Here is a 25,303-nt window from a genome sequence, read left to right on the forward strand (position 1 = left end):
CCCTTCAAAGAGGATACAGCCATGAAGGACATCAACGATCTGCGCCAGGCGCGCAGCGCGGCGGCCACGGCCATGAAGGCGGCAGCCGCAAAGCTCACCGAACTCGATGAGGCCGACACGCCCGACGAGGCAGCGATTGCCACGGCGCAGGGTGAGTTCGACACCGCTGAGGCGGATTTCAAAAAGGCCGATGGGGCCCTGAGGCGCGCCGAAAGCGTCGAGGCCGCGCAGGCAGCCGCTGCGCGTGGGGGTGATGAGGCCACCGGTGGCGGCACGTCCTCGCCGATCACCGCTGCGGCGCGTCCGCAGTCCGAGGCAGATAAGGCCATGGGCGTTGGCTTCATCGTGGGGGCTCTGGCCATTCACAAGGGCGATCGTGCGGGCGCTGCCGGCTATCTGGATCAAGAAGGCCATTCCGGCATTTCCGCCGTGCTCTCGGGCGCGACCGCGAGCGCTGGCGGCGTGACCATTCCGCAACCGCTGGCCCAAGAGGTTATCGACCTGCTGCGGCCCAAGGTGGTGGTGCGCAAGGCGGGCGCGCAACCCTCGCCGATCCCTGCGGGCAAGATGCGTCATGCGCGTTTGGCCAGCGGTGCGACTGCGGGTTATGGCACGGAGGCAGCGGCCATCGTTGAATCGGAGCCGAGCTTCGACAATGTCGATATGGCGTTCAAAAAGCTGACGGCACTGGTGCCGATCTCGAATGATCTGCTGCGCCAATCGGCCGTCGCCATGGCGCGTGTCGTGCGCAATGACGTGGTCATGCAGATGGCGGCGCGCGAAGACATCGCCTTCCTGCGCAATGACGGCACGAGCGGCACGCCGAAAGGCCTCAAGAGCTGGTGCCTTGCCCCCAACTGGAAGGTTGAGACCGCGAAAACCGCTGACGCTGTCGAGGCGCTGATCAATTCGTTGGTTAACCTGGTCGAGGATGCGGATGTTTCGATGATGGCTCCGGGCTGGGCGATGCGTGCCAGCACCAAGAACTTCCTTGCTGGACTGCGTGACGCCAATGGCTATCCGCTCTATCCGTCGATCGACAAGACCGGCGAGCTGAAGGGCTACCAGATCTTCACCAGCTCGCAGATCCCGAACAACCTCGGCGCCGGGTCCGACACCGAGATCACCTTCGCGGATTTCTCGGAGATCATGATCGGTGACGCGTTGAACCTGACCATCGCGACCAGCGACCAGGCGACGTTCGTCAACCAGTCCGGGGATCCGGTGTCGGCGTTCCAAAACGATCTGACCCTGATGCGCGCCATCAGCGAGCACGACCTCGCGCCGATGCATGACGCGGCGATCTCGGGGGCCACGGTCACCGGCTGGTCGATCTAAGCCGCATTTGAGGCCCGTATCGGACGGGCCCAGAACCAACCGCCGCTCCGGTATTCCGCCGGGGCGGCTTCCCTCATGAGAAAGGATAGCCCGATGGCTGATAAAGTGACGCTGAAATGCACCCGGACGCACGGGCGCTGGAACAAAAACGATGTCGCCTCCTTCGACCCGGAGAAAGCGAAAACCCTGACCGGCGGCAAGAAGCCCGCGTGGGTGCAGTGTGAACCCGATGCTGCTGATGAAGTCGACGATGGCAAGGACGGCAAAGGCGGTTCCGGTGGTGCTGCCAAAAAAGCAGCTCCGACCGCCTGATCTAAAAAGCAATTGAGGGGGCGGCAATGAAGGCGCTGGATACTATCACGGCTGCGGTGGTCGTGGCCGATTTCAAGCGGTCACGTCACATCGAGACAGATGAGACAGCAGACGATGCGCTGCTGGAAGGCCTGTTGGCCGCTGCTCAGGCCGTGGTGGAGACCGGCACCAACCGCCCCCTTACAGCCCGTTCGGTCGAAATCACGTTTCGTGCCGTTGGCGGATTGCGCTGGTGGTTTCCCTGCGCCCCGGTGGACGCGGTGACCAAGATCGAATGGCAGGATGGGTCGACATGGGTTGAGCTGCCGCTCGCCGATGTGGCGCTCGAGCAAGGTGATGATGAGCCGCAATTGGTCTTCGCCTCTGGCTTTTGGTCCTCTGTTTCCGACGGGGCTGCCGTGCGCGTGACTGCCGAGGTCGGAGCGGATGAGGTGCCCCAACCCTTGCGCGAGGCGATCATCCTGATCGCGGGCGATTGGTATGAGGCAGGGATCAATCCCGACAAGGACAAGCGCGAGATGGTATCGTTTGGCAGTCGCATCCTGATGCGCCAAAGCCGGTATTCCCGCCCAGTCGAATGGGCGGCGGCATGAGCCGAGTGCGGTTTGATCGCCGGATACAGGTCCGCCGCTTCAACTTGGTCGATGATGGGTTCCAGTCGATCGAGGACTATGCGGACTACGGTGACCCTATTTGGGCGGCACGCGTGGATATGAACGCATCTGAGAAGGCCGATGCAGGCTGGGTCAACGCCACCTTGGCCACACGTTTCGTGGTCAAATCCACGTCATTCACGCGCGATCTGACGGCGAAGGATCAAATTGCTTCTGGCGGCCTCGAATACGAGATTATCGGGATTTCTGAGGTCGGGCGGCGTTATCAACTGCAGATCGACTGTGTCGCGTTGGCTAAGCAATGAGCGTGTCTTTCAAGATTGAGGGGCTGCGGGATCTCGATGCCCAGCTGGAAAAACTGAGCAAAAGTGCAGGCAAGGGTGTTCTTCGCCGGACATTGCGAGATGCTGCCGAGCCTTTGGCTGAAAAGGCGCGTGCGATTGTACGCAAGAAAAAAAGAGCGCTGGAAAAGTCGATCACGATCAGCACCAAGCTGGACGAGCGGCAAGGCCGGATGCATCGGCGCATGTTCCGCGATGACAAGGCTTCGGTCGAAATGTTCGTGGGCCCGTCATATGAGCTCGGCGACGGTGGCCGGCACGGGCACTTGGTCGAGTTCGGGACCGCGCCGCATATTGTGGGCGGGGTATTCAAAGGCGCGCGGCATCCCGGTACCGCGCCGCAGCCCTTCATGCGACCCGCTTGGGATGCTGATCAGCAGCAGATGCTTGAGCGGCTGAAAGCCAAGCTATGGGACGAAATTCAGAAGAGTGTTGCCCGAGCCGAGCGCAAAGCCGCCCGGCGGGCCGCTAAAGGATAAACCACAATGGAAGAACTCATTCGCGCCCTGCTGTTGGCTGACAGCGGGGTCTCGGGGCTTGTCGGCACCACGGTGAACTATGGGGAGCATCCGGCGGGTAAGCCGCTGCCAGGCGTTCTCCTGACCGTGATCAGCGACACGGGCGGCTATTTGGTCAATAAGCCGGGCGGTCTCGATCTGGCCCGGATCCAGGTCGACTGCGATGCGCTGTCCTATCGAGAAGCAAAACAGATTTCCCGTGCCGTGCGTGCTGCTCTCAGCGGCCATGCCGGTGGCGGGATCAAGGGTGTCTTTCATGCGAGTACGCGTGACAGCCACAAGGGTGGGTCGAACGAGGTCAGCCAGCCTTATCGCGTCTCGCTCGATTTTCACATCACTTACTCAATCTAGGAGGCTCCTATGAGCAGCAAACAGATCATCGCCTATGGGGCGAGCGTCGAGCGTTCGACGGATGGCGGCACGACCTGGGACGCGATCCCCGAATGCAAGGGCATTGCCGTGCCAACCACCGCGCAGGATTATCAGGACGTGACCAGCCTCGACAGCGTCGACGGGTTCCGCGAGTACATCCCGGGCCTCAAGGATGCCGGCGAGATCTCGGTGCCCTGTGGCTATACCTCGGCGGGCTATGAACAGCAGCTGGCCGACAAGGCGCTCGGCACACCGATCATGTATCGCACGACGCTGGTGCCTGCGGTTGATCAGAGCACGGGCGACGTGTTCGAATTCTCGGGATACCCGACGCCCGTGCCCGAAGGTGGGGATCTCGGTGCGCCGGTCGAGATGAACATCAACATCCGCACAACGGGTGCGGTGACCTGGACGAAAGGCACCGCAGCATGAGCGCGCGTCGCGGCACCGTATCTTTCGAAGCTGGGGGCGTGTCCTACAGGGCGCGCCTCTCGATCAACGCCATGTGCGATTACCAGGACATGGCAGGCGAAACCGTCATCGATTTCTATGCGGCTCTCGAGCGGGGGGATACAGATGTCAGGAAAATTCGCAATCTGATGTCTATTGCCATTGAGGGCGATCACAGCCTCGAAGAGGTTGGCGACATCATGTCAGAAATGGGCATGGATGAGGTTGGTCGGGTTCTTGGCGAGATGGCCACGGCCGCGTTCCCCGAGGCCCAGGGGAGCGCCTCGGGAAACGGGAAGGCGGGCAGCAAGGCCCGCAAGGCGAAACCCGTCGCGACCTGATCGACGCCCTGCTGACAGCCTGGCTCGAGGCAGGGCGCGATTACGATCTATTCTGGCATCTCACCCCGCGCGAGATCTCCAAGATCTTGCAAGGTGAGGCGCGGCGGATCGAGACAGAGCATCGGCTGGCGCGGATGCGCAATTACGAGATGGCGCAGCTCATTAGCTTCGCCTTCCATGATCCCAAGAAGATGCCGAAATTCGAGGACAGCACCGAAGGCCGTAAGGCCATCTCCAACGAGGTGGCCAATGCGAAGGTGCGCGGGTTCCTCATTTCTCTGTCGCAGAAGAAGACGGCGGGACGGGGGTAGCCCGTCCCGCCCCACAGCCTCACCCCGGGGCCCAGACAATCGGAACATTCCATGAGCCAATCGGTCATCGGCGCGCTACGCGTCAATCTCGGCCTCGACAGCGCGCGGTTTGAGAAAGGCGCAAAGCAGGCGCAAAAGCAGCTGCGCGTCATGCAGAACCAGTTCAAGGCGGCAGCGGCGGGCGCGACTGTCGTGGCGACAGGTCTCACAGCGCTGACGCTTTCGACGGCGCGCTCGGCGCGCGAAATCTCTGGTCTGTCCAAAATGGCCGGTGCCGCGCCGGTGCAGTTTCAGCGTTGGTCTGCGGCGGCCCAGTCTGTTGGCGTCGAGCAGGACAAGCTCGCCGATATTCTCAAGGACACACAAGATCGCGTCGGTGACTTTGTGGCCACCGGCGGCGGCCCCATGGCGGATTTCTTCGAGAACATCGCACCCAAAGTGGGCGTGACCGCTGCCGAGTTTCAAAAGCTATCCGGGCCAGATGCGCTGCAGCTTTATGTCTCGAGCCTGGAAAAGGCCGGGGTGAGCCAGCAGGAGATGACCTTCTATATGGAGGCCATGGCGTCTGATGCCACCGCTCTTGTGCCGCTGCTGCAGAACAATGGTGCTGAGATGGCGCGGCTCGGTGAGCGGGCCGAGGGGCTCGGTGCGATCCTCGATGACAAAACGCGCGCCTCGCTTGCGAATGTCGATCTGGCCTTTAGGGATGTCGGGCTGGCCATGACCGGCCTCAAGAATGAGATTGTGAGCGGCGTGGCGCCGACCCTGACCGCGCTGGCACAGAGCTTCACAGCATCGCTGCAGCAGGGCGGCGCGCTGCGCAATGTGATCAATTTCATCAAGGACAATCTCAATGAGCTGGCGGGGATCGCCTCTGTCGGCGCGGCGGTGTTTGCCACGCGCTATGTCGGGGCTCTTGTGCTGGCCAAGGCCGCCACGTTTTCGTTCCGAGGGGCGTTGATCGCGCTTCGCGGTGCGCTGATCTCGACAGGCATCGGCGCGCTGGTCGTGGGTGCCGGCATCCTTGTGGGGAAATTCTCGGAGCTGGTCGTGGCCACGGGCGGCTTTGGCGCAGCGATGAGCCTTCTCAAGGACGTCGCGGTCGAAGTGAGTGGGCGCATCGTGACCTATTTCGAGGGCATGAAAATGCGGCTCAAGGCGGCTTGGATGAATATCCGGGCGACGGCGGTGTCGAGCTTTGCAGGGATCATCGAAAAGGTTCTGGAAGCGGTGAACAAGGTCGTGGGTGCGTGGGCGGGTGCCGCCAAGGCCGTGGCCGCCGGGTGGAAGACGATGCCCGACGTGTTCAAGCGCCTCGGGGCTCAGGCCGTCAATGGGCTGATCGATATTCTGAGCACAGGGATGCAAGGCGTTCTGGCGCCAATCAATGCGCTGCGTGAGGCGGTGGGCAAAGACCCGATCAAATTTAGCGCCCTCGACCGGTTCAAGCTTGATGTGGGGGATGCCGTCGATGTGCTCGGCGAGGTCAAAGGTGCCTTCACCGATGCGTTCAATGCCGACTACATCAACACCTCTGGCATCCCGGACGCCATGCGTGGCGCGGCGGATGATCTGCGTGCCAATGCCGAGGGCACCGCGAGCTATGGCCGCGCCTTGCAAGGCCTTGCCGGGCGCCCGCTGACCTCTGTGCAAGCGCTGCGCGATGCGATGAGTGCCGCGAAGACGGAAGCAGAAAGCGCCGATGCCGGTGTCGATGGTTTGAATAAAACCATGGGCGATCTTGGCGGCGGTGTCGGGCAGGCGGGCAAGGATGGTGGAAGCGCGGGCCGCGCGGCCAAGGCAACCAAGGAATTGGCCGATGAGATCGAGCGCCTCGAGTTCGAAGCGGATCCCGTCAAGAAGTATAACGCCGAGATTGCACATCTGAACAAGCTTCTCGACGCGGGCTTGTCGCAAGGTGCCTATGACAAGGAAGTCGCCAAGCTCAATGATGAACTGGCCGATCAGCTGCCATTGATGGGCGATATCTCTGACGCCTGGGGTGACTTCATTGGGCGCGGTTTCCGGGATTTCAAAGGCTTCGCCAACGACATCCTCGACAGTTTCAAAAACCTCATCACACAGATGATTGTGACGGCTGCGCGCAATCGGATCGTCATAGGCCTCGGGCTGAGCACAAATGGCGTGGCAGGAGCCGCCCAAGCTGCCATTGGCGGCGGTGGTGGCGGCGGGGGCGGCGGCGCCGGTGGTCTTCTGGGCAGCTTTGGTGGCATCGGAAGCGCGTTCATGAGCGGCTTCGGCAATACCATTGGCGCAGTCTTCGGCGCGGGCGGCGGGATTGGCATGGGGCTTGCCTCGATCGGCGGCCAGATAGGTGCGGCAATTGCCGCCCCGACCCTGACCTCGATCGCTGGCGCGATTGGCGCAGCTGCTCCGGTGATCGGGGCCGTGGCGTTGGCTGCAACTGCGCTCAGCAAAGCATTCAGCCGCAGCTATTATGGCAGCGGTGTGCGCGGCAGTCTTGGCGCCGATGGCGCCGATGTGCAGTCTTTCGACTTCTACAAGGGCGGCGCGTTCAAAAGCTCGAAGACGGTTTACAAGCCGCTCGAGGAAGAGATGCAGCGCATGCTCGACGATACCGCGATTGGCTTAGCTGACACCGTAAGAAGCATGGCAGATACGCTCGGCCTCGCCTCAGATGCGATCGATGGCTTTGCCGGTGAGGCCTTCACGATCTGGGCCAGCGGGCCTCATGCGGAAACGCTGGAAGAGAACCTGCAGGCCGAACTCGACAAGCTGGCAATCGGCATGGCTGATCGGGTGCTGACCAGCGATGAGTTCACCCGTGCCGGTGAAAGCTCTTTCGATACCTTGGAGCGGCTGAGCTCAAGCTTGGCGAATGTGAACGGAGCGTTCGACCTGCTCGGCCTGCAGCTCAAGGACGTGGGGTTGATCGGGGCGGATGCGGCGAGCAGCCTGGTTGACCTCTTCGGCGGTCTGGAAGGGTTCACCAGCAGCACGGCGGCATATTACCAAGGCTTCTACAGCGATGCAGAGCGGACGGCCAAAGCCACGGAATTGCTGTCCGCGAGCCTTGCGGATCTCGGGATCGATGCCCTGCCGCGCACGCGCGCCGCTTTCCGGGCTCTGGTGGATGAGGCCAACAGCCTCGGCGATGATGAGCTGACTGCTGAGCTCATCAAGCTTGCCCCGGCCTTTGCCGAGATCGTGCAAGGCGCGGATGCTCTGACCAACAGTCTCGCTGACAGCCCGCTCTATCGCACCTCGGCAGACGCGGCCTATGCGGCCTCGGCCGATGGGTATCGTGCGACGCTCGAGGAAATCCGTGCGGCAGAGGACACGAATGATCTGCTGCGAGATGTGGTGCGGGCCATTCAAGAGGGCAACATCAACAACGCCCGGCTTTCCGACAAGCTCTATCAGGAGACCCGGCGGGCGAACCTGGGGGTGACGTCATGAAGGTACTGATCCCGTTTCAGGTCACCGAGGCCACGCTGACCGACATCAACATCCCAGAGGATGATTATGCCGAGTGGAGCGGTGCCACGACTTATGCGCGGGGCGCTATGGTGATCAGCACCGCGACACATTCCGTCTATCGCTCACTGACGTCCGACAACACGGGCAACAACCCCGATCTTGAGATGGCAGCTCTCGCCGATCCGCTGATCGAAAATCCCGATCCGCAAAACTGGCAGCTGATCAGCGCGACGAATCCCTGGCGTCTCTTCGACCAAAAGCCATCGCGCATCGCCAGCAACCCCGGATCGATCCAGGTCGAGCTCACGCCGAATGAGTTCATCGGCGGAATTGCCGGGTTCGAGATCCTCGCAAGCGAGGCTCGGGTGGAGGTCTATTCCGGCGCCGAGAAGCTCTATGATGAAACGGTCGAGATGCAGGACAATTCGGCCATCATCGATTGGCTGGCGTATTTCACCGAGCCAATCACGCCGCTCACTGAGTTCGTCCTCACCGATCTGCCGGTGCTCGGCACGCCGCGGATCGTGGTGACGCTGAGCCGGTCGGTGGGCGATGTGCAGGCGGGGCAGATCGTCTTTGGCCAGCTGACCGAGATGGGCCAGACGAAACAGGACGGCACCGGGTTCTCCGGGCTCGATTTCTCATATGTGCAGGTCGATGACTACGGCGATTTGGAGACGGTGCAGCGCCCGGCCACGCGCGTGTTCGATTTCAGTATTTCGGTCGACCGATCCCGCCTCTTCGCTCTTGTTCAGTCGTTCAAGCGGCTGCGCGGCGGTGTGCCGGCCGTCTGGATTGCCAGCGATCGTCGCGAGTTCGCGGCCATCGGTTACGGGTTCTATCGCGGTTACCGCGAGGTCTATGTCGGCGCGGATTACGCCGAAATTGCAATCGAAGTTCAAGGAGTTGTCTGATGTCTAAACCCGTCAAGCCTGTCGTGCCACCCCCGGCGCTGCGTAGTGAGCCGGACACGTTCAAAGATCGGGCCGAGGCCAATATCGAGTTCTTCGAGCCGTTGGTCGAGTACATGGATGACGTGGCCGATTTTGTGGATGAGCAGGCGGATGCGGCAGTGGCAGCGGCGCAGGCCGGTGATTTGCCGCCGATTGCGGGCAAAGCGCTTCAGCTTCTTCGGGTCAATGCAGGCGGGACGGCGCTGGATTTTCAGGCGGTGATGTCCGGACCTACCGACGCCACTGCAGGGCGCATCCCCGTAAATCACCTCAACGGAATATTTGGACTGGGGGCGGCGGGGAACCCCCCTGTCAGCTCAGACCTACTGACGACGACCACGCCGGTCAGTATCGTTAGGGTGGAACCCGGCACGGCCAACAAACCTTCGGGGGTGACCTACGGGGTGGCCTGGTACGGCAAGATTAACGCCAGCGATCCGGCGATCCTTCTACTGGATCAGGTCACTGGAGAGATATGGACCCTAACCAGATACTCCAGTGTGTGGGGAAGTTGGGTAAAGCAACTTTCGAGGCAGGACATAGCCACCCAGCTTGAGGCCGAGGCCGGGGCAGACAACACCAAGGTGATGACCCCGCTGCGGACCAAGCAGGCGGTTATTGCAAAACAGGCCGTTAAGGCGTGGGTGAATTTCAGCGGCACTGGCAGCGTAGCAATTCTTGACAGCCACAATGTCTCAAGCATCACCGATAACGGGACGGGCGATTACACGATCAACTTTGCCACAGCACTGGAAAGCGCGAACTACGCATTTGTTGGTTCTTGCTCGTCTTCGGGCGGGGAGGTTTTGGCCTTGTGTTTGCAGGGGGGGTATTCGTCTGCGCCAACTTTGAAGACGGCCAGCCAAATTCGCCTTCATGCGCTCAATGCTCCGTTCCGATCCGCCGCAGACGCGCAGAATGCATCTGTGATCATTGTCCAATAGGAGTAACCCCATGAGTGATCAGCGCATTATTTTTATGAACGATGATGGGCGGTTGTCCGTCCTCATTCCGGCGAACTGCGGTCTCTCTCTCGAAGAGATTGCGGAAAAGGATGTGCCCCCCCGGCAGGTTTTCGTGAAGACAGGCGAGGGCGTGGTGACACAGGAAGACATTGACGGCGGGCTGGTGGAAGAAGGCGTCACAGTCGGTAGCACTTATGACAAAGGTCATTTCGAGGCCCGACCCCGGCCTTATAGAATAGTTGAGGCGTCCGAAATCCCGGTCGACCGCAGCGCTCGTAATCTTTGGTTTGTCGATGAGGCAGATTTGATCGAGGGAGCGAGCAAATGATCATCAAAATCAGAAACGGTAATGGTGAGGCGCTGGCTGCTGAGCGGGCGGGAATGGTGGTGAGCCGCTTTCAAGCAAAGGCCGCGATGCTGGAGGCGGGAATCCTTGAGAAAGTCGAGGCCATCGTAGAGCAGGGAGACCAAGTGTTTCGTTTGGCCTGGAGCGAGGCAACGGAATTTCGTCGCACTAGTGCCGCTATCAACAGCTTAGGCGAGGCTTCTGGTCTGACGCAGGAAGACCTCGATGAGCTGTTTCGCGCGGCAGCAAAAATCGAAGTGTGATGGACTGGACCGCGATCATCGATCAGCTCGGCGGGGGGTTGTCCTCAGCCGTCATCGCCGGGCTGGCATGGGCGTGGGTGCGCGAACGCAATAGGACCGAGGCGCTGACAGATCGCCTGATCGAGCAGAGCAATGATCACGCCAAGGATGCAGTGCGGCGCGAGCAGGATGTGCTCAGCACCCTCAAGCAATTGGAGCAGGCCATCAGGGGGCGTTCGCTATGATCCGGCTCCCCTGGAAGGCCAGAAAGAAGATCCGGGAATCAGCCGAGAAACTCGCGCTCGAAGAGCGCCGGTTGGCTCTGATCAAACAGCAGCGCCAAAGCCTGCAACGTGCACTCGATGAGCTTCTCACCCTCAAAGCAAAGGAGCCTCGGAATGCTGGCGACCCTTAATCTCTTTCTGGCCGCCATTCTGCTGTGTGCCGGTGTTTTGGCCGCGCGGGGCTTCATGCCGCATCTCGATTTCTGGGGGCGCAGCGCCGCCGGTTATCTGGCACGCGGGCTTGCTATCTGTGCGCTCTCTGCCTTTCCGCGCCTTTTCGTTTGGGATGTCGCTTGGCGGATCAACGCGGATCTCGTCATGCGCGTCGGGCCCGGGCCGATCAATCTGGTGGTCAATCTGATCTTGCTCATCGGCCTCTGGCACATCCTCAAAGCGCGGCACCTGACAATTCCTGAGCCGCACCGAGGGCGATACTCGATTTTCACCGCGCCGTTCTATCCCGGATGCGTGTTCACCAAGCCCAGATGGAGGCGCAAATGAAGGAATTTTTCGACACAATCCGTCCGTTGTTCCGGCGCATGAGCCAGGATCAGGTTGATGGGTGCAACACACTCTTGGCCGCCACTGATGGGCTACACATCACCTTTCGGTCCTACCTTCTGGCGACCACCTTTCATGAAACCGCCAACACCTTGCAGCCGATCACGGAGCGCGGTGGGCGGCGCTACTTCGACAAATACGAGCCATGGGGGCGGATCGGGCCGCGCCTTGGCAACACAGAGCCCGGCGACGGCTGGCGCTACCGGGGGCGTGGATATGTCCAGATCACCGGGCGGCGCAATTACGCTCTCGCTTCGCGTGTTCTGGGTATAGATCTGATCGGCAATCCCGACCTGGCGCTCGAGCCCTCGATCGCGGCGAAGATCCTTGTGCGTGGTTGCTGTGATGGATGGTTCACGGGCAAGGCGCTCCATGACTATCTGCCCGGCGACTATTTGAACGCGCGCCGGGTGGTCAACGGCACCGACCGGGCCCGAAAGATCGCCGGTTATGCCGAGACCTTCGAGGCCGCGATCGAGGCGATGCGCGGCGCGGCCTCTCCGCCCACCACGGCTTTCGGCCGATGATTACCCGCTATGCACTCATCGCCGCGCTGGCCGCCGTTCTGGGGCTCGGCGCGGCCCTCTGGTGGCAGTCTGGCACCGTCGACCGCCTGCGCGACGATAAAGCCCGCCTGACGCGCTCTGTGACGGCTCTCGAGCAATCCCGCGCGCAAGCTCGCGCCGCTGCTGATGTGGCCCGCGCCGAGGCCGCGCGACAGGCCGCCGCCGCCGCCGAATATGAGCAGGTCAAAGACGCTTTCCGAAAAGGAGATTTCGATGCGCCGCTTCCTGACGATTTCCGCGCTCTTCTGGGTCGCATCCTGCACGCCCAGGATTGAATATCGCAATATCGTTCCCGATGTGCCCGAGCCGCTGCGCCAGCCGGTCACGGTGCCCGAGCGGCGTGCCGAGACGCTGGCCGATGTTGGGGTGATCCTGACCGACCATGTGCAGGCGCTCGATCGAGCCAATGGGCAGATCATCGCGACAGATTGCATCCTCGACGCCGTCGAGGAGGGGCAGCCCGCACAGGTGTGTTTGGAGCCAAGCAGAAATACTTCAATGACCCTTGAAAACATGAGTAATTGAACTATCGGGGTTAAAAATGGTGACGTCTAGCTGAACCAATCTAGCTTCTAGGAGTTGAGCTATTGTGCACCCCGGGAGAGATCGATGATCAAGTACGTCGCAGAGTTCGAACGTGAGCCAAGAATTCTCGTGGACGACGGCATCGAGATTATTGACTTGTTGCCGATAGCGCGCCTCGTACACGAGCAGGCAGGGTTTAGTTCAAAGCTCTCCGACAGAGAAGCTGCGGTGATCGCTCGCGAGCGGTTCTTTTTGTATGCAAGATATCAGGATCCTGGCGTTGAACCTCACTACGACCTTCAAGATGAGGATAGGCTCCTAATCGAGCGCATCCGTGATTGGGCCATGTGGTTTCAAGCCTATCGAATTTTAGATCGCACTTGGTTCAAAAAGTATCGCTTCGTGGTTTGTGATGAACCTTGCGAGGCAAGTCGGGCGCTTTGTTGTCGCATACTAAGAGGCAACGCTCTTTCGCCTTTACCACTGCCGCAGTGCCGTAAGAAATGTGGTTGTCGATATGATCCTGCTTAGTTGCGATCACCAGTGTTCTGGTTGCCATCTTCTTCGGATTGCTGCCGAAAATAGTCTCTGGCTTTTTCGGTTAAGCCGTATCTCTCAACGTACTCCATCACTACGTCCTCCAACGACAGCTTAGGCCCGTTGCGTTTTGTTCCTTTGGTCTTGCATGTTTGTGAAATCACTTGTGGCATTTGTTAGTCATCCTCGTTCGCACATACCTTAGTTCAATCTGATGCCCATTCCTCACCTTCCGATTCTTGATGGGGTTGGACCAGCTTGGCCCAGTAGTGGCCTTTTCCCTTAATCGTCGCCTGCGAGGGCCTATCAGCCTCCTAGTCGCCGTCTCAGAGCAAATTCATCTGCCGCGCGCCTGGGCGATTTTCCAAGACGTCTTCGACAAAAACGAGCTGCAGCAAGCTGGACGTCGACAACGTTTGTTCTTCGCGTAAACGGCAGCGAATTGGGTCGTTGGCATTGAGAGCCACAAGTCCTTCCTAGACTTTGTTTGAAAATCAGCGTCTTCCAGTTCATGAAGATTCTTCATGCCCGTTGGCATAATCCTAGTGATCTTCTTCTTCCAGTTAAAGTGCGTCGCCTGGCTGATCCCAGCCTTCCGACAAATCTCAGCAACAGATGCTCTTTCTTCGCCTTGCTTGATGATGAACGCTTTCTACGCGTCCGTGAAGTAGGATGCTTTAATCGCTATCCGCTCCTCTCCCAGCCAAGGGCAACCTAGCGGAAAACTCTGTCCATAGACGGGGAAATTTTCAGGACGCACTGCAGTTAAACAACAGGCTAGCGTTAAATTCCGAACATCTCATGTAAGCAGGTCATATGCAATTGCACCGAAAACCATACAAAAAATGATCGCTAACAGGAACCAAACTATAGGACGTTTAAACCAAAGCTTTTTTTGGGCCTCTTCAATCTTTCTGAGCGCTTCATTGCGTTTCATTTCAATACCCTGTGAAGCCGACCGGTGATGGAAGGGCTCCATCTCTCCACGCTGAGTCGACGGCTTTGTACGTTTCATGTTCCACCTACTCTTTCAGACGGTTCAAGTGAGGCATGCCGACGAAACTATTCCGGCTCGGCAAGTGGCGATTCTGCTCGATCAACAAGTCATCGAGCATCTTCATGCCTTTTCCAATGTAAGTGTGAAAGTACTGCCAACGCCTACCTCACTGCTAACAGTGATATCGCCGCCTTCTAAGTTAGCCAACTCTTTTGCAATTGACAGGCCTAGACCGACCCCTTCGACAGTACGCGAATAGGAAGAATCTGTTTGGTAGAATGCCTTGAAAACACGCTCAAGATCTTTGTTCTCGATGCCAATGCCAGAATCCTGAATAACAATCTCAATTACGTCGACCTTCTCCTTTACTGATAGGGAGACTCCTCCAGTTTCTGTGAACTTTATTGCATTTCCCAGTAAGTTAATAACAATTTGCCGCGTGCGCACAACATCCGCATAAACCATTGCCGACTTTAGCTCGGTAGTTAGTTCAAGCCCCTTTTCTTCAGTAAGAACCCGCATTTGCTCAACCACGGGGGCCACCACATAAGTAATGTCACAAACTTCCGGTTCTATCTCCAGGCGACCTGTTTCGATCCTGGCGTAATCTAGCAATTGGTTTACTAAGAATAGTAAATGTTCACCTGATTTTTCAATTTTCACCATGCCGGAGACAGAAGATTCCATAATTTCGTCGGCAAGTTTTTTCACCTCATCAAGGCAAACGTTATCACTTTCAAGAGCTTGGGCTAATTTTCTCGCGGGCGGCATCTGCTTCAAATGCGCTCCAAGACGCGCATAGCCGAGAATGACCGTTAACGGCGTTCTGAGCTCATGGCTTACAACACTTAGAAAATTAATCTTAGCTAAGTCGGCGACCTTTGCATCATCTTTGGCCTCCTCCAGCATTCTTATCGTTGATAGAGCTGTGGCCTCACTCATTTGCAACTTATCTGAAACCCTTATGAGATGAAACGTGACCCATGTAATCAGTGATATCAGCGCCGAAGCAGACAGCAGCAGAACAGGCAGAAGCTTATACGCTAAGTCTGTCCCGGGCAAATCGGGGGTCCAAGAAAGCCAAGTGATTACGTTGCCTGACCTGTCCGTCAACGGAACATGAGCCGCCATTAGAGACGAATCTAAGTCCTTGAAAGCTGCTTTTTCCAACTCAATTGGACTGCTAATCTCATTCGCAAGCTCGTCATCTACATACCGCACTGCCACATGAAGGTTTTCAGCGACATAATTTTGAAATTCGTTCTCCGTGTCCGGAACAATGGGTACTACGCTGACAATAGCCAGTTTATCTTTTAAATCGAATACATCCCAGGCTTCTACTTCAGAAAGTATCGAGCTAATGTCCTCTTGTTTTGTTTTAGCTTGGAAAATGGCTTCCCGAATTTCTGCCACCAGAGGTCTGATGGTTTGAGCCCGAGCCTCATATATTTCAGTTGACCAAACTTCTCCAAAGGCTGAGGCGAAAATAGGTTTATTATCTTTGTCTAATACATAGTTCTCGTCATGTCCGAAGTACTCTTGCATCCACCCACCAAGGTTCGCATTCATCCAGACCTTGTCACGCTCCATAGTTTTGCGAACCGCATGATCCCAAACGGTCGCACTCCGCTGTTGCTCAGGAATTTTACTGACAGCCTGTTCAAGCTTGCGAGAAGCTATACGCTCCTGCTTGGCCACCGCGGCTTCGTCTACCAAGTTAACTGCGTTTAGTCCGATGAAGCTTAGGCTAAGCAGTCCCAAGCCAAACACCACAGCAAAAGATAGATATATCTGCGCCTTAAGTGTAATTCGATTGCCCCACATGTAGATATACTTTTCTTAGACTGCCTCTTAACGTGTCCTGCTTTCTGAATGCGGCCATTTTAAGGCACATGAAAAATGTCGACGTCAACATGATCAGCAATGCAGGCCTTCCCTCTTCGAGAATGCTCCTCCATGCTTGATCGGCAGCTCTCGAGGATCTGAACCGCAACGATTGGCAAAACGACTAATGTCGGCTCTGGGCCGCGAGCGATGCCTAGCTTAGAGGGCAAAGGGCTGTTGTTGCCGCTACGCCGCAGGACGGCTGCGAGCGCAGATCGGACAGGTTCGTAAAAAAGTGATATCATCGAGAAACGAGAGGCGTTCATACATTCAAGGACCGCACTTTAAGGAGGGCGAATGGATGATCATGCGCATTTTCCAGATCGTTACGCGGCCTGGCAAAGAGGAGGAGTTCAGCAATTTCTTTCATGAGATTGCAATCCCTTTGATGAGAGGCACGAAGGGTATCGTTCTAGTGTTCCCTGGGGCTGCCCGTGAAGACACACCACGAGAGTTCAGTTTTGTGATGTTGTGGGAAAGCCTAGAGGCGCTCAAGGCTTTTGTCGGCGAAGATTTTGAGAGCCCGCACATAGACCCGGCGGAGGCTGAGTTAGTGGAGTCGCGTTCGATAAAGCACTATGAATTTGTAGAATGATTTTAGGGGGTTGGATGCAGCTCTTAAAGATTTATACAAATTCAATGAGCGGGCCACGGACGTCACTAGAACGCTTGAACGCCGCCCTCGCCTGACGGGTCAGCCGCCGATGCGTAACGGCGGCTTCGCCCCGCATAGAAGTCACCCGGGATCAGCTGGACTGGTTGAAATCAGGGACCCGTGGTCCCCAGATGAAAGCGTCGATCAACTGGCCTGGCTCGATGCCGGGTACGTAAACGCGCCATTGATCCTCGCCGGTCCCATTGTTGTAATTAACCTGAACAACCTCCCAGTCATACGAAGCCCATTCCTCACCTTCTGGTTCATGATGAGGGTGGACCAGTTTGGCCCAGTAGTGGCCTTCTGCGCTAGGCGTCGGATGTGCGGGCATTTCGTCCTCCGGGGACAACGGGACTTCCTTTACGCGGATGATAATAGTCAACTTTGAGCCCTGAGGCGACATTCGTCCATGGATCTGTTATGCTATCCAGATCGCGGAAGGATAAATTGCCATGTCCGCTGGCTATACCGTCATACTTGAACAACTTACTGGACCGCAGCGCGGATCAGAGACTCGTCTGTTCGACGACGAGATTTATGCATTTCTTGAAGCGGATCAAAACCTTCGGTTCACCGACCAGCAAGACCTTCAGGACGGTGAATCGCAGTTTGCCGTTCTAAATAGGTCTGAAACGGACTACATTATAACGGCAACTGCGGATAACGAGTTCTGGATCAATAAGCGGTTGGTCAAGTCGGCAAGTCTCCGAGGCGGAGATATGATCGAATTCGGCGAGAACGGCCCGATGGTTCGATATCACCGTTTCGACGGAATTTTGCCGCTTCGTTGGACCGTGTCCGAGATTGCCAGCGACTCTATTGCCTACCTCCGTTTCAGCCGCAAACCGTTCACGTATCGACTAAGGCATGCGGCGGCCCAGTTTGGGGGGCGATTGATCTGGCAAACAACAATCGCCTATCGGGTGACAGTCGTCGTGGCCATCTTGGCGCTCGCTGGTCTGGCATACAGTCAATATCAAGCAAGTCGGCTCTTGCAGGAAAGGATAGAAGCCGGTGCAGGCCAATTGGATTCTGTTGCGGCATCACTGGCAAAAGCGCGCGATGAGGCCCTAAAGCCGAGTGACCTGGTCGAACTTCGCAATGACTTGAGCAGCCAGGTCTCTTTGAATGCCGAGCGGCTTGCTGAACTCGAACGCCACTCCGAGGCGGTAAAACGTGTCATCCGTAAATCAACCGAGGCCGTCGCATTTCTTCAACTGGAATACAGTCTTCGGGACATCGTTACCGGCAACGAATTAAGGCATGTTATAAACCGCGATGGCGTGCCGGTAATGTTGCCGCAAGGGCAGCCGCTTTTGTCGTTGGACGGGAATGGCCCGGTTGCAAAGGTTCAGCTAACCGGAACTGGCTTTTTACTTGGTGGCGGCCGCTATCTGGCAACCAACAGACATGTTGCCTTGCCATGGGAGCGTGGAAGATACTCTGGTCCAATCAGCGCTGACGTCTTAGAACCCGTCGTTTCCAAATTCGTCGCCTACTTTCCAAATCTCCAAATGCCAGTCGACGTTTCTCTGAAAACTGCAAGCGAAACCGCGGACCTTGCCATTCTCGCGATTGAGGCAGGATTACCGGAACTGGACGGGTTGCTTCTGGCCTCGGGGACGCCGAGCGTCGGCGAAGAGGTAATTTTGTTGGGCTATCCGACGGGACTTCGAAGTCTGCTTGCCCAGTCCGGCCACGAGTTCGTCCGGCAGTTGGAGGCGGATAAGGAACTCGATTTCTGGAACGTCTCAAGGCGTTTGTCCGATGCTGGCCTGATATTCCCCCTCGCGAGCCGCGGCATCACGGCCAGGGTTGCGTCTGAAGCGCTGGTCTATGACGCCGAAACGACCGTGGGTGGCAGTGGCGGACCTGTCCTGAACCTGCAAGGCGAGGTAATTGCAATAAACGCAGCCATTCTGCCCGAATTTGGCGGATCGAACCTTGGTGTGCCAGCTTCAAAGCTTGCGGCACTTATTTCCATTAAAACAAAGGAATGAGATCGCGACCGAGATGTGAACTGAAGGCAGGCCATGCCAAGCTAAAATCGGAGATGGTCAACACCTTTTGGTCTATCGTGAACGGCAGATTTGTTCGCTCAGCCCACCCTAATCCTTCGAGATTTCTGCGTCACGCTTGAATGGTCGATTTGGTGGATCTGCGCTGCAGCGCTCGACCAAGAATCGAACAGCAGGTAAGGGCCGTTAGCGGAATATGGTGAGATCGAAGAAGCTTAGCCCGGGCTTTTTACTTGAGATAGCCGTACTAAAGCCATGAAGATGTCGGGTTTAAAAATGATACGGTGACCAACAGAAATGGTCATTTGGGGGTGACTTGGCATGTTGAACGTACTGCTGTGCGGAGCTTTGTTTGTTATAGGTTTCTGTGTCGGTCGTGCTCGAGAGCGCGCTTCGTCAGTCCAAGAGTTGGTCAAGGATGATCTTATCTTGGAACCAGGCCAACTCTGAGAAAATAGGCCGTTTCGAGTTCGTGTGCTGTTAGTGTGCTATACTTTCGAAAGAACTATCTTAAATTCTGTTCCAGGGCCATCAACCGGTTCGATCGATAGCTCGCCTCCCATCTGCCTAATTACATGGCGAGACACACTGAGTCCGAATCCGATACTTTGGTGGGCACGCGCATCCGACGGATCCCTTTGCCAAAATGGCTCAAAGGCATGTTCGTGAAACTCTAAAGGGATGCCGATACCGTAATCTCTAACGCAGATTGCTAGGTTCGCCGCGTCTACGCTTGCAGTAATCACTATCTCACCATTCTTTGGTGAGTATTTGGCTGCATTTGAGATAAGGCTGATTAGCACTTTCTGCAACATGATTGGATCACAGTGCCATTCTATAACCTCATCAGATTGACTGAGGCTGATTTTGGCGCTCCGTTCGTCTAGGATTTTTGCAGAGCGGGCGATCGCGTGGTTGATGACATCAGTGATGTCGCAACGCACGATCGTGAGAGCCATGGTGCTCGCGGACACCCTGTCAAAATCCAAAAGGTCATCGAGAATGGATCGTAGTCGGTCGCTTCCTCGTTTGGCTATTGAAAGGAGTTCCGCCAGCTTTTTGTCCGTGCCTTTCGAATAGAGCATGTGTGCGATATCAAGGGCGCCAGTGATAGTGGTGACCGGTGTGCGGATTTCGTGGCTGGCTAGATTGATAAAGTCACGCTTCATTTCTTCAAGACGGCGCTGAGCAGTGATGTCGATAATCTGGACCACATAGTGCTGCGGGTTTCCATCCACGTCCCGAGCCAACACACAGCACACGTGCCCCCAGACAACATTACCGTCTTTTCGAATGTAGCGGCGCTCCATCTCGAAGGATGCCGCATGCCCATTCAATAACAAGGCCACGTTGTCATTGTGAACTGGAAGGTCTTCCCAATGTATTAGTGTTTTGAAATTAAGCTTTGCAAACTCGTCCGCGGAGTAGCCTAGGTACCTCCGAAGAGCCTTGTTGGATCGTATGCAGACGCCATCGAGGGCGACCAAGGCGCTCCCTATAGGTGTGTTGTCAACAAGTGAGCGTAGATCTTCTTCGCTTTGCTTAAGGGCTAGCTCCATCCGCTTTCGTTTGCTGATCTCCCACTGAGTGCCTACTAGATTGAGCGCCACACCTCCGGCATCCCATTCAGTGCATGAGGCATCGGTGCGGAACCAACGCCATTCCTCGGAGTTGAAGGGGCGAAGGCGATAGTCGATCGACACACGATTGGTGTGACCTGCTAGATGTTCTTCAAGAGCGGTTTCAAGGCGTGATAGGTCTTCCGGGTGAACTCGCTTACGCCATTCTGCCTGAAAATACGATATCTCTGTGTTTTCGACGCCCATCAGGCGGCGCCATGCTCCTGAAATGGTAGACGTGTTGGTCCTAAGGTCCAGGTGGAAAATCCCAACGTCAGCCGCTTCTACAGCAGTCTTAAGAATTTCCAGCTCTTGAATGCGAGATTTTAGAATCTCAACATCAGACTGCTTAACTGGAGGCGGCGTGGTGTGTTTTGATTGCAAATTTTTCATCTGGTCAGTTCACGGCTGCAATCCTTCACAGTTAGCTGGCGCCAAAAGCGAGGAAGCATGAATGCGTGCCGAACTCAATCGAGACATGAAAATACTCATGCCATCTCAACTAGGGCGAGTGTGCGAAATGGCAAAGTTCCAAGTGTCACTAAGTGCGAAAGGGATAAGCGGCCTTTGGTGCGCTAGGAAACCAAACCTCTCATTTCGAGGATACGCAGCGTGTAACTTACTCAGGATAGACGGACGGGGAACGGCGGCAGCGGAGGGGCTCTTTTGGTGGAAGGGTTGTTGGCACTAAGTGCACTAACCCATTGAAACTTATAGAGCCGGCAAATTGCCTGTTGGCACTGCAAGCCATTGATTTCAATGGATTTTGGCAGCCCGTAGGGGAATCGAACCCCTCTTTCCAGGTTGAAAACCTGGCGTCCTAACCGATAGACGAACGGGCCAGCGCCGTGGCGTGTCGCGTAACTAGGCAAAACCGGGGACGGGTGCAAGAGGATTTTTGCAGCAAAATGCACTTCTTTCCGATTTTTTTTCGAGCCACCTATTTTAAGCCCGCGCCGCATCCTCCAAACGCAGCTGAACACTCTGCCGCCCACCCCAATGATTGATCTCAAGCCGCCCCGCGAGATGAAACCGCGCCCCGCCATGTTCGCTTAGCACGGGGCCCAGCGGGCCATCGAACGCCGCAAAGGAGATCGCCTCCAAGGACGCGCCCATGCCATCGCCAAACCGCAGTTTGAGGTGGCTCTCGCCGATCCGCTTGGCAAAGCTGATCTGCATGTCCGAGAACACATAGCGCGGTGCGGAGGCCCCGGCGCCAAAGGGACCGGCGCCGTCGATCTGATCAATCAACTCGGGCGTCGCGGCCCCGGGCATCAAGAGACCGTCGAGCCGCAGATCGGCGGCCCCGGCAGCCCCTGCGCCCTGTTTGTCGAGCAGTTCCGACAGGCGCGCCATCGCGGCATCAAGCTGATCGCGGGCCACGGTCAGCCCGGCGGCCATCTTATGCCCGCCGCCTTTGATCAACAGCCCTTCGGCGGCAAGCTTCTGGATCGAGGCCCCCAGATCGACGCCCGAGATCGAGCGGCCAGAGCCCTTGCCCTCGTCGCCATCGAAGCCAATGACGATGGCGGGGCGGTTGGCGGCCTCCTTGAGGCGGCTGGCGACGATTCCCACCACACCGGGGTGCCAGCCATCGCCCGCGGCCCAAACCAGCGGCGCATCGAGCCCGCGCGCCTCGGCCTGATCGAGGGCGGCGGCCCGCACCTGAGCCTCGACATCGCGGCGCTCGCGGTTGAGCTCTTCGAGACGGTCGGCAAGCGCCCGCGCCTCCGCAGGGTTGTCGGTGCTCAAAAGCCGCGCGCCCAGATCGGCCTGGCCGATCCGCCCGCCTGCATTGACCCGGGGGCCAAGCACGAAGCCGAGGTGATAGGCCGCAGGCGGCCGGTCGAGCCGGGCGGCATCCGCCAGCGCCACAAGCCCCGGCCGTTCGCGCCGCGCCATGACGCGCAACCCTTGCCGCACAAAGGCACGGTTGACGCCGATAAGCGGCGCGACATCGGCCACGGTCGCCAGCGCCACCAGATCGAGCATCGCCATGAGATCAGGGCCTTTTTGCCCGGCCTCGCGCAGCTGTCGCCCGGCCTCGACCAACATCAGAAACACCACCGCCGCCGCGCAGAGATGCGCCAGCGCCCCGTCCTCATCCTGTCGGTTGGGGTTCACCACCGCGACCGCCTCGGGCAGGGTCTCGCCGCCAAGGTGATGGTCGAGAATGACCACATCCGCGTCTTTGGCCGCGGCCACCGGCCCATGGCTCAGCGTGCCGCAATCGACGCAGATGATCAGATCGTGCGTGCTGGCAAGCTCGGCCATGGCGGCATCATTGGGGCCATAGCCCTCGTCAATGCGGTCAGGCACATAGAGCGTGGCGGCCCGGCCCATCTGCCGCAGCCAGTCGATGAGAAGCGCCGCGGAACTGCCGCCATCCACATCGTAATCGGCAAAAATCGCGATTCTCTCGCCGCGTTGTACCGCCAGAAGAAACCGCTGTGCGGCCGCTTCCATATCCTTGAGACCACGGGGATCGGGCAACAGGTCACGGATCTGCGGGGTGAGAAAGCTCTCGGCCTCTTGCGGCTCGACCCCGCGCCGGGCCAGAATCTGGCACAGGGCGCGAGGCAAATCGGTGGTCTGGGCCATCGCCTCGGCGAGCCGGTCTATTTCGGTCGTGGGACCGATCCAGCGCCGTCCGGTCAGCGATTGCGCGATGCCCAGAAAGCTCATGTGAGGGGCTCGCGCTGGCTCACACCGGCTTGCGATAGACCATGCGGCGCAGCGAGCCGGATTTCGAGCGCATCAGCACGGTTTCGGTTTCCACATAGCCGGGGCGCGATTTGATGCCTGAGGCGAGCGAACCGTCGGTGACGCCTGTCGCGGCAAAGATTACATCGCCGGTGACCATTTCATCGCGCGAATAGACACGGTCGAAATCGGTGATCCCGGCCTTGGTCGCGCGGCCTTTTTCGTCGTCGTTGCGGAACAGCAGACGGCCCCAGATCTGACCGCCCATGCATTTGAGCGCCGAGGCTGCGAGCACGCCTTCGGGGGCGCCGCCGGTGCCCATATACATGTCGATGCCGGTCAGGCGGGCTTCGGCGCAGTGGATGACACCGGCCACATCCCCATCGGGGATGAGGAACACGGCCGCGCCGGTTTCGCGCACTTCGGCGATCATGTCTTCGTGGCGGGGGCGTTCGAGAATACAAACGGTGATCTCGGAGGGCTTGACGCCCTTGGCCTTGGCCAGCGCTTCGACACGCTCGCGCGGGCTCATCTCGAGGCTCACCACATCCTTGTCATAGCCCGGCCCGATGGCCAGTTTTTCCATATAGACGTCGGGCGCGTGCAGCAGGCTGCCGCGCGGTGCCATGGCGATCACGGTCAGCGCGTTGGGCATGGCCTTGGCGGTCAGCGTGGTGCCTTCGAGCGGGTCGAGCGCAATATCGACGCCCGGGCCTTCACCGGTGCCGACCTCTTCGCCGATATAGAGCATCGGCGCCTCGTCGCGTTCACCTTCGCCGATGACCACGACACCGGCGATGGCCAGCTTGCCAAGCTCTTCGCGCATGGCGTTGACGGCGGCCTGATCGGCGGCCTTTTCATCGCCGCGCCCGATCAGATGCGCGCAGGCAAGCGCCGCCTGTTCGGAAACGCGGGCAAGACCCAGCGACAGCATACGGTCGTCAAAATCGGTGGTGGCGGCGGACATGGGCAATCTTCCTTGAAACTTTGGGTCGCAGACAGGTTTATCTTTGTGCCGCCCCGCGCACAAGTCGCGGGACATGCGCGCGGGCAGGCCGCGAGGTCAGACCTTTTCGATGCGCAGCGCCACCGGCGTCTCGGCAATGACATCGAGACCGGCCATATGGGCCAGCGCCTCTTCGAGCGCGGCGCGGGTGGTTTTATGGGTGACGATGAGAACCGGCGCGGTGGCCTCGTCATGGCGGACCTGACGCATGCGGTCGATGGAAACGCCCGCCTCGCCCAGCGCCTTGGCGACCTTGGCCAGCGCCCCGGGTTTGTCGTCGAGCGAAATGCGCAGGTAATAGGGGGCGGGGGTCACGGCCTGGGCCGGTTTGGCGGCGCTCAGCTCGGCTGCGGGCATGCCAAAGGTCGAGACCCGGAAGCCACGCGCGATATCCATCACATCGCCCATCACGGCGCTGGCGGTCGGGCCTTCGCCCGCGCCGGGACCACGGAGCACGATCTGTTCGACCATATCGCCTTCGAGCACGCACATGTTCGTGCCGCCCTCGAGCTGGCCCAGTGGGCTCTCGGCCGGGACGAGACAGGGCGACATGCGCTGTTCGAGCCCGCGACCGGTCATCTGGCACACGCCCAGAAGTTTGATCCGGAAGCCGAGATCAGCGGCGTGGTGAATGTCCTGGATGGTGATCCGCTCGATCCCTTCCAGTTCGACCGCGCCGAAATCGACCTGTGTGCCAAAGGCGATGGAGGCCAGCAGCGACAGTTTGTGACCGGCGTCGATGCCGCCCACGTCGAGCGTCGGATCGGCCTCGAGATAGCCGAGCTGATTGGCCTCTTCAAAGACCACATCATAGGGCAGGCCCGCCGATTGCATCCGGGTCAGGATATAGTTGCAGGTGCCGTTCATCACGCCCATGACGCGGGTGATTTCATTCCCGGCGAGACCTTCGGTCAGTGCCTTGATCACCGGGATGCCGCCCGCGACGGCAGCCTCGAACCGGATCACGCGGCCGGCCTCTTCGGCGCTGAGCGCGAGGGCCTGACCGTGATGCGCCAAAAGCGCCTTGTTGGCGGTGACCACATCTTTGCCGGCGGCGATGGCGGCCTCGGTCGCGGCCTTGGCGGGGCCGTCGCTGCCGCCCATGAGCTCGACGAAGACATCGACATCGTCGCGCTGGGCGAGCACCACGGGATCATCTTCCCAGGCGTAATGGTTGATGTTGATGCCCCGGTCCTTGCTGCGCGAGCGGGCGGACACGGCGGTGATCTCGATGGGCCGACCGGCGCGCATCGACAGGAGATTGGCCTTTTGGCGGACAATCTTGACCACTCCGGTGCCGACGGTCCCCAGACCGGCAATCCCAAGGCGCAGAGGCTGGCTCATCTCACTCTCCCGTTTCGCTAGGTTCAAGGCGATGTAACG

Annotated in this window: 30 protein-coding genes, 1 tRNA gene and 1 pseudogene; 23 read left to right on the forward strand and 9 right to left on the reverse strand. The window is 58.5% G+C overall.

Going from position 1 to position 25,303, the window contains the following annotated elements:
• Nucleotides 1-21: 21 nt before the first annotated feature.
• From ISM_RS12620 to ISM_RS18300, 21 genes are all read left to right on the forward strand, one after another.
• On the forward strand, nucleotides 22-1,338 hold the full coding sequence (locus ISM_RS12620; protein WP_009814564.1) for a phage major capsid protein: 1,317 nt from the start codon (nucleotides 22-24) through the stop codon (nucleotides 1,336-1,338).
• Nucleotides 1,339-1,431: 93 nt separating this feature from the next.
• Nucleotides 1,432-1,650, forward strand: coding sequence for a hypothetical protein (locus tag ISM_RS12625; RefSeq protein ID WP_009814565.1), 219 nt, complete (start codon nucleotides 1,432-1,434; stop codon nucleotides 1,648-1,650).
• Between the two features lie 26 nt (nucleotides 1,651-1,676).
• Nucleotides 1,677-2,243 (forward strand): head-tail connector protein, encoded by a 567-nt coding sequence (locus ISM_RS12630; protein WP_009814566.1) that lies wholly within the window; start codon nucleotides 1,677-1,679, stop codon nucleotides 2,241-2,243.
• Nucleotides 2,240-2,569, forward strand: coding sequence for a head-tail adaptor protein (locus ISM_RS12635; protein WP_040618531.1), 330 nt, complete (start codon nucleotides 2,240-2,242; stop codon nucleotides 2,567-2,569). The genes ISM_RS12630 and ISM_RS12635 overlap by 4 nt, the downstream gene beginning before the upstream one ends.
• Nucleotides 2,566-3,084 carry an HK97-gp10 family putative phage morphogenesis protein gene (locus tag ISM_RS12640; RefSeq protein ID WP_009814568.1) on the forward strand — a complete coding sequence of 173 codons (519 nt, stop codon included), beginning with the start codon at nucleotides 2,566-2,568 and terminating at the stop codon, nucleotides 3,082-3,084. The genes ISM_RS12635 and ISM_RS12640 overlap by 4 nt, the downstream gene beginning before the upstream one ends.
• Nucleotides 3,085-3,090: 6 nt before the next feature.
• Nucleotides 3,091-3,474: a DUF3168 domain-containing protein gene (locus ISM_RS12645; protein WP_009814569.1), complete on the forward strand. Its 384-nt coding sequence runs from the start codon at nucleotides 3,091-3,093 to the stop codon at nucleotides 3,472-3,474.
• A 9-nt stretch (nucleotides 3,475-3,483) separates the two neighbouring features.
• Nucleotides 3,484-3,927 (forward strand): phage tail protein, encoded by a 444-nt coding sequence (locus ISM_RS12650; RefSeq protein ID WP_009814570.1) that lies wholly within the window; start codon nucleotides 3,484-3,486, stop codon nucleotides 3,925-3,927.
• Nucleotides 3,928-4,016: 89 nt separating this feature from the next.
• Complete coding sequence (locus ISM_RS12655; RefSeq protein WP_254655682.1) at nucleotides 4,017-4,286, forward strand: hypothetical protein; 270 nt, start codon at nucleotides 4,017-4,019, stop codon at nucleotides 4,284-4,286.
• An 86-nt stretch (nucleotides 4,287-4,372) separates the two neighbouring features.
• Nucleotides 4,373-4,597, forward strand: a complete 225-nt coding sequence (locus tag ISM_RS12660; protein ID WP_009814572.1) for a hypothetical protein — start codon at nucleotides 4,373-4,375, stop codon at nucleotides 4,595-4,597.
• A 51-nt stretch (nucleotides 4,598-4,648) separates the two neighbouring features.
• Nucleotides 4,649-8,038 (forward strand): hypothetical protein, encoded by a 3,390-nt coding sequence (locus tag ISM_RS18290; protein ID WP_009814573.1) that lies wholly within the window; start codon nucleotides 4,649-4,651, stop codon nucleotides 8,036-8,038.
• Entirely contained in the window at nucleotides 8,035-8,973 is a 939-nt protein-coding gene (locus ISM_RS12670; protein WP_009814574.1) for a hypothetical protein, read from the forward strand. Before ISM_RS18290 ends, ISM_RS12670 begins: the two co-directional genes overlap by 4 nt.
• Entirely contained in the window at nucleotides 8,973-9,956 is a 984-nt protein-coding gene (locus ISM_RS12675; RefSeq protein ID WP_009814575.1) for a hypothetical protein, read from the forward strand. Before ISM_RS12670 ends, ISM_RS12675 begins: the two co-directional genes overlap by 1 nt.
• Nucleotides 9,957-9,966: 10 nt before the next feature.
• Entirely contained in the window at nucleotides 9,967-10,305 is a 339-nt protein-coding gene (locus ISM_RS12680) for a hypothetical protein (protein ID WP_009814576.1), read from the forward strand.
• On the forward strand, nucleotides 10,302-10,586 hold the full coding sequence (locus ISM_RS12685; protein WP_009814577.1) for a hypothetical protein: 285 nt from the start codon (nucleotides 10,302-10,304) through the stop codon (nucleotides 10,584-10,586). The genes ISM_RS12680 and ISM_RS12685 overlap by 4 nt, the downstream gene beginning before the upstream one ends.
• Nucleotides 10,586-10,810, forward strand: a complete 225-nt coding sequence (locus ISM_RS12690) for a hypothetical protein (RefSeq protein WP_009814578.1) — start codon at nucleotides 10,586-10,588, stop codon at nucleotides 10,808-10,810. The genes ISM_RS12685 and ISM_RS12690 overlap by 1 nt, the downstream gene beginning before the upstream one ends.
• Entirely contained in the window at nucleotides 10,807-10,980 is a 174-nt protein-coding gene (locus ISM_RS18295) for a hypothetical protein (RefSeq protein ID WP_156783387.1), read from the forward strand. Before ISM_RS12690 ends, ISM_RS18295 begins: the two co-directional genes overlap by 4 nt.
• Nucleotides 10,964-11,350, forward strand: a complete 387-nt coding sequence (locus ISM_RS12695) for a hypothetical protein (protein WP_009814579.1) — start codon at nucleotides 10,964-10,966, stop codon at nucleotides 11,348-11,350. Before ISM_RS18295 ends, ISM_RS12695 begins: the two co-directional genes overlap by 17 nt.
• Nucleotides 11,347-11,937: a glycoside hydrolase family 19 protein gene (locus tag ISM_RS12700; RefSeq protein WP_040618533.1), complete on the forward strand. Its 591-nt coding sequence runs from the start codon at nucleotides 11,347-11,349 to the stop codon at nucleotides 11,935-11,937. The genes ISM_RS12695 and ISM_RS12700 overlap by 4 nt, the downstream gene beginning before the upstream one ends.
• Nucleotides 11,934-12,251: a hypothetical protein gene (locus tag ISM_RS12705; protein ID WP_009814581.1), complete on the forward strand. Its 318-nt coding sequence runs from the start codon at nucleotides 11,934-11,936 to the stop codon at nucleotides 12,249-12,251. The genes ISM_RS12700 and ISM_RS12705 overlap by 4 nt, the downstream gene beginning before the upstream one ends.
• Nucleotides 12,190-12,501, forward strand: a complete 312-nt coding sequence (locus ISM_RS12710) for a hypothetical protein (RefSeq protein WP_156783388.1) — start codon at nucleotides 12,190-12,192, stop codon at nucleotides 12,499-12,501. The genes ISM_RS12705 and ISM_RS12710 overlap by 62 nt, the downstream gene beginning before the upstream one ends.
• Nucleotides 12,502-12,585: 84 nt before the next feature.
• Entirely contained in the window at nucleotides 12,586-13,032 is a 447-nt protein-coding gene (locus ISM_RS18300; RefSeq protein ID WP_156783389.1) for a hypothetical protein, read from the forward strand.
• A 487-nt stretch (nucleotides 13,033-13,519) separates the two neighbouring features.
• Here ISM_RS18300 and ISM_RS18305 read toward each other — a convergent pair.
• The 3 genes and pseudogenes from ISM_RS18305 to ISM_RS12720 form a co-directional block, all read right to left on the reverse strand.
• Nucleotides 13,520-13,681: pseudogene (locus ISM_RS18305) on the reverse strand (transposase); the annotation flags it as partial.
• A 156-nt stretch (nucleotides 13,682-13,837) separates the two neighbouring features.
• Nucleotides 13,838-14,053, reverse strand: coding sequence for a hypothetical protein (locus tag ISM_RS18310; RefSeq protein WP_156783390.1), 216 nt, complete (start codon nucleotides 14,051-14,053; stop codon nucleotides 13,838-13,840).
• A gap of 102 nt (nucleotides 14,054-14,155) precedes the next feature.
• Nucleotides 14,156-15,859: an ATP-binding protein gene (locus ISM_RS12720; protein WP_254655683.1), complete on the reverse strand. Its 1,704-nt coding sequence runs from the start codon at nucleotides 15,857-15,859 to the stop codon at nucleotides 14,156-14,158.
• A gap of 361 nt (nucleotides 15,860-16,220) precedes the next feature.
• On the opposite strand from ISM_RS12720, the gene ISM_RS12725 reads away from it, so the two are divergent.
• Complete coding sequence (locus ISM_RS12725) at nucleotides 16,221-16,514, forward strand: putative quinol monooxygenase (RefSeq protein ID WP_009814587.1); 294 nt, start codon at nucleotides 16,221-16,223, stop codon at nucleotides 16,512-16,514.
• Nucleotides 16,515-16,665: 151 nt separating this feature from the next.
• Here ISM_RS12725 and ISM_RS12730 read toward each other — a convergent pair whose 3' ends face one another.
• Nucleotides 16,666-16,956: a hypothetical protein gene (locus tag ISM_RS12730; RefSeq protein WP_156783391.1), complete on the reverse strand. Its 291-nt coding sequence runs from the start codon at nucleotides 16,954-16,956 to the stop codon at nucleotides 16,666-16,668.
• Between the two features lie 70 nt (nucleotides 16,957-17,026).
• On the opposite strand from ISM_RS12730, the gene ISM_RS12735 reads away from it, so the two are divergent.
• Complete coding sequence (locus ISM_RS12735; RefSeq protein ID WP_009814589.1) at nucleotides 17,027-18,574, forward strand: S1 family peptidase; 1,548 nt, start codon at nucleotides 17,027-17,029, stop codon at nucleotides 18,572-18,574.
• Nucleotides 18,575-19,080: 506 nt separating this feature from the next.
• Here ISM_RS12735 and ISM_RS12740 read toward each other — a convergent pair.
• From ISM_RS12740 to ISM_RS12760, 5 genes are all read right to left on the reverse strand, one after another.
• Nucleotides 19,081-20,604 carry a sensor histidine kinase gene (locus tag ISM_RS12740; RefSeq protein WP_083780927.1) on the reverse strand — a complete coding sequence of 508 codons (1,524 nt, stop codon included), beginning with the start codon at nucleotides 20,602-20,604 and terminating at the stop codon, nucleotides 19,081-19,083.
• A gap of 374 nt (nucleotides 20,605-20,978) precedes the next feature.
• Nucleotides 20,979-21,053 (reverse strand) — tRNA-Glu (locus tag ISM_RS12745).
• Between the two features lie 103 nt (nucleotides 21,054-21,156).
• Nucleotides 21,157-22,896, reverse strand: coding sequence for a single-stranded-DNA-specific exonuclease RecJ (gene recJ / locus ISM_RS12750; RefSeq protein WP_009814591.1), 1,740 nt, complete (start codon nucleotides 22,894-22,896; stop codon nucleotides 21,157-21,159).
• Nucleotides 22,897-22,915: 19 nt separating this feature from the next.
• Complete coding sequence (gene glpX / locus ISM_RS12755) at nucleotides 22,916-23,881, reverse strand: class II fructose-bisphosphatase (protein WP_009814592.1); 966 nt, start codon at nucleotides 23,879-23,881, stop codon at nucleotides 22,916-22,918.
• Between the two features lie 96 nt (nucleotides 23,882-23,977).
• Complete coding sequence (locus ISM_RS12760) at nucleotides 23,978-25,264, reverse strand: homoserine dehydrogenase (protein ID WP_009814593.1); 1,287 nt, start codon at nucleotides 25,262-25,264, stop codon at nucleotides 23,978-23,980.
• Nucleotides 25,265-25,303 lie beyond the last annotated feature (39 nt).

The organism is Roseovarius nubinhibens ISM, assembly GCF_000152625.1.
GTDB lineage: Bacteria > Pseudomonadota > Alphaproteobacteria > Rhodobacterales > Rhodobacteraceae > Roseovarius > Roseovarius nubinhibens.

What these genes read in the sequence shown, in the direction of transcription:
- ISM_RS12620 (WP_009814564.1), top strand. Translation starts at nt 22, where the DNA reads ATGAAGGACATCAACGATCTGCGCCAGGCGCGCAGCGCGGCGGCCACG.
- ISM_RS12625 (WP_009814565.1), top strand. Translation starts at nt 1,432, where the DNA reads ATGGCTGATAAAGTGACGCTGAAATGCACCCGGACGCACGGGCGCTGG.
- ISM_RS12630 (WP_009814566.1), top strand. Translation starts at nt 1,677, where the DNA reads ATGAAGGCGCTGGATACTATCACGGCTGCGGTGGTCGTGGCCGATTTC.
- ISM_RS12635 (WP_040618531.1), top strand. Translation starts at nt 2,240, where the DNA reads ATGAGCCGAGTGCGGTTTGATCGCCGGATACAGGTCCGCCGCTTCAAC.
- ISM_RS12640 (WP_009814568.1), top strand. Translation starts at nt 2,566, where the DNA reads ATGAGCGTGTCTTTCAAGATTGAGGGGCTGCGGGATCTCGATGCCCAG.
- ISM_RS12645 (WP_009814569.1), top strand. Translation starts at nt 3,091, where the DNA reads ATGGAAGAACTCATTCGCGCCCTGCTGTTGGCTGACAGCGGGGTCTCG.
- ISM_RS12650 (WP_009814570.1), top strand. Translation starts at nt 3,484, where the DNA reads ATGAGCAGCAAACAGATCATCGCCTATGGGGCGAGCGTCGAGCGTTCG.
- ISM_RS12655 (WP_254655682.1), top strand. Translation starts at nt 4,017, where the DNA reads ATGGCAGGCGAAACCGTCATCGATTTCTATGCGGCTCTCGAGCGGGGG.
- ISM_RS18290 (WP_009814573.1), top strand. Translation starts at nt 4,649, where the DNA reads ATGAGCCAATCGGTCATCGGCGCGCTACGCGTCAATCTCGGCCTCGAC.
- ISM_RS12670 (WP_009814574.1), top strand. Translation starts at nt 8,035, where the DNA reads ATGAAGGTACTGATCCCGTTTCAGGTCACCGAGGCCACGCTGACCGAC.
- ISM_RS12675 (WP_009814575.1), top strand. Translation starts at nt 8,973, where the DNA reads ATGTCTAAACCCGTCAAGCCTGTCGTGCCACCCCCGGCGCTGCGTAGT.
- ISM_RS12680 (WP_009814576.1), top strand. Translation starts at nt 9,967, where the DNA reads ATGAGTGATCAGCGCATTATTTTTATGAACGATGATGGGCGGTTGTCC.
- ISM_RS12685 (WP_009814577.1), top strand. Translation starts at nt 10,302, where the DNA reads ATGATCATCAAAATCAGAAACGGTAATGGTGAGGCGCTGGCTGCTGAG.
- ISM_RS12690 (WP_009814578.1), top strand. Translation starts at nt 10,586, where the DNA reads ATGGACTGGACCGCGATCATCGATCAGCTCGGCGGGGGGTTGTCCTCA.
- ISM_RS18295 (WP_156783387.1), top strand. Translation starts at nt 10,807, where the DNA reads ATGATCCGGCTCCCCTGGAAGGCCAGAAAGAAGATCCGGGAATCAGCC.
- ISM_RS12695 (WP_009814579.1), top strand. Translation starts at nt 10,964, where the DNA reads ATGCTGGCGACCCTTAATCTCTTTCTGGCCGCCATTCTGCTGTGTGCC.
- ISM_RS12700 (WP_040618533.1), top strand. Translation starts at nt 11,347, where the DNA reads ATGAAGGAATTTTTCGACACAATCCGTCCGTTGTTCCGGCGCATGAGC.
- ISM_RS12705 (WP_009814581.1), top strand. Translation starts at nt 11,934, where the DNA reads ATGATTACCCGCTATGCACTCATCGCCGCGCTGGCCGCCGTTCTGGGG.
- ISM_RS12710 (WP_156783388.1), top strand. Translation starts at nt 12,190, where the DNA reads ATGCGCCGCTTCCTGACGATTTCCGCGCTCTTCTGGGTCGCATCCTGC.
- ISM_RS18300 (WP_156783389.1), top strand. Translation starts at nt 12,586, where the DNA reads ATGATCAAGTACGTCGCAGAGTTCGAACGTGAGCCAAGAATTCTCGTG.
- ISM_RS18310 (WP_156783390.1), bottom strand. Translation starts at nt 14,053, where the DNA reads ATGAAACGTACAAAGCCGTCGACTCAGCGTGGAGAGATGGAGCCCTTC.
- ISM_RS12720 (WP_254655683.1), bottom strand. Translation starts at nt 15,859, where the DNA reads ATGTGGGGCAATCGAATTACACTTAAGGCGCAGATATATCTATCTTTT.
- ISM_RS12725 (WP_009814587.1), top strand. Translation starts at nt 16,221, where the DNA reads ATGATCATGCGCATTTTCCAGATCGTTACGCGGCCTGGCAAAGAGGAG.
- ISM_RS12735 (WP_009814589.1), top strand. Translation starts at nt 17,027, where the DNA reads ATGTCCGCTGGCTATACCGTCATACTTGAACAACTTACTGGACCGCAG.
- ISM_RS12740 (WP_083780927.1), bottom strand. Translation starts at nt 20,604, where the DNA reads ATGAAAAATTTGCAATCAAAACACACCACGCCGCCTCCAGTTAAGCAG.
- recJ (WP_009814591.1), bottom strand. Translation starts at nt 22,896, where the DNA reads ATGAGCTTTCTGGGCATCGCGCAATCGCTGACCGGACGGCGCTGGATC.
- glpX (WP_009814592.1), bottom strand. Translation starts at nt 23,881, where the DNA reads ATGTCCGCCGCCACCACCGATTTTGACGACCGTATGCTGTCGCTGGGT.
- ISM_RS12760 (WP_009814593.1), bottom strand. Translation starts at nt 25,264, where the DNA reads ATGAGCCAGCCTCTGCGCCTTGGGATTGCCGGTCTGGGGACCGTCGGC.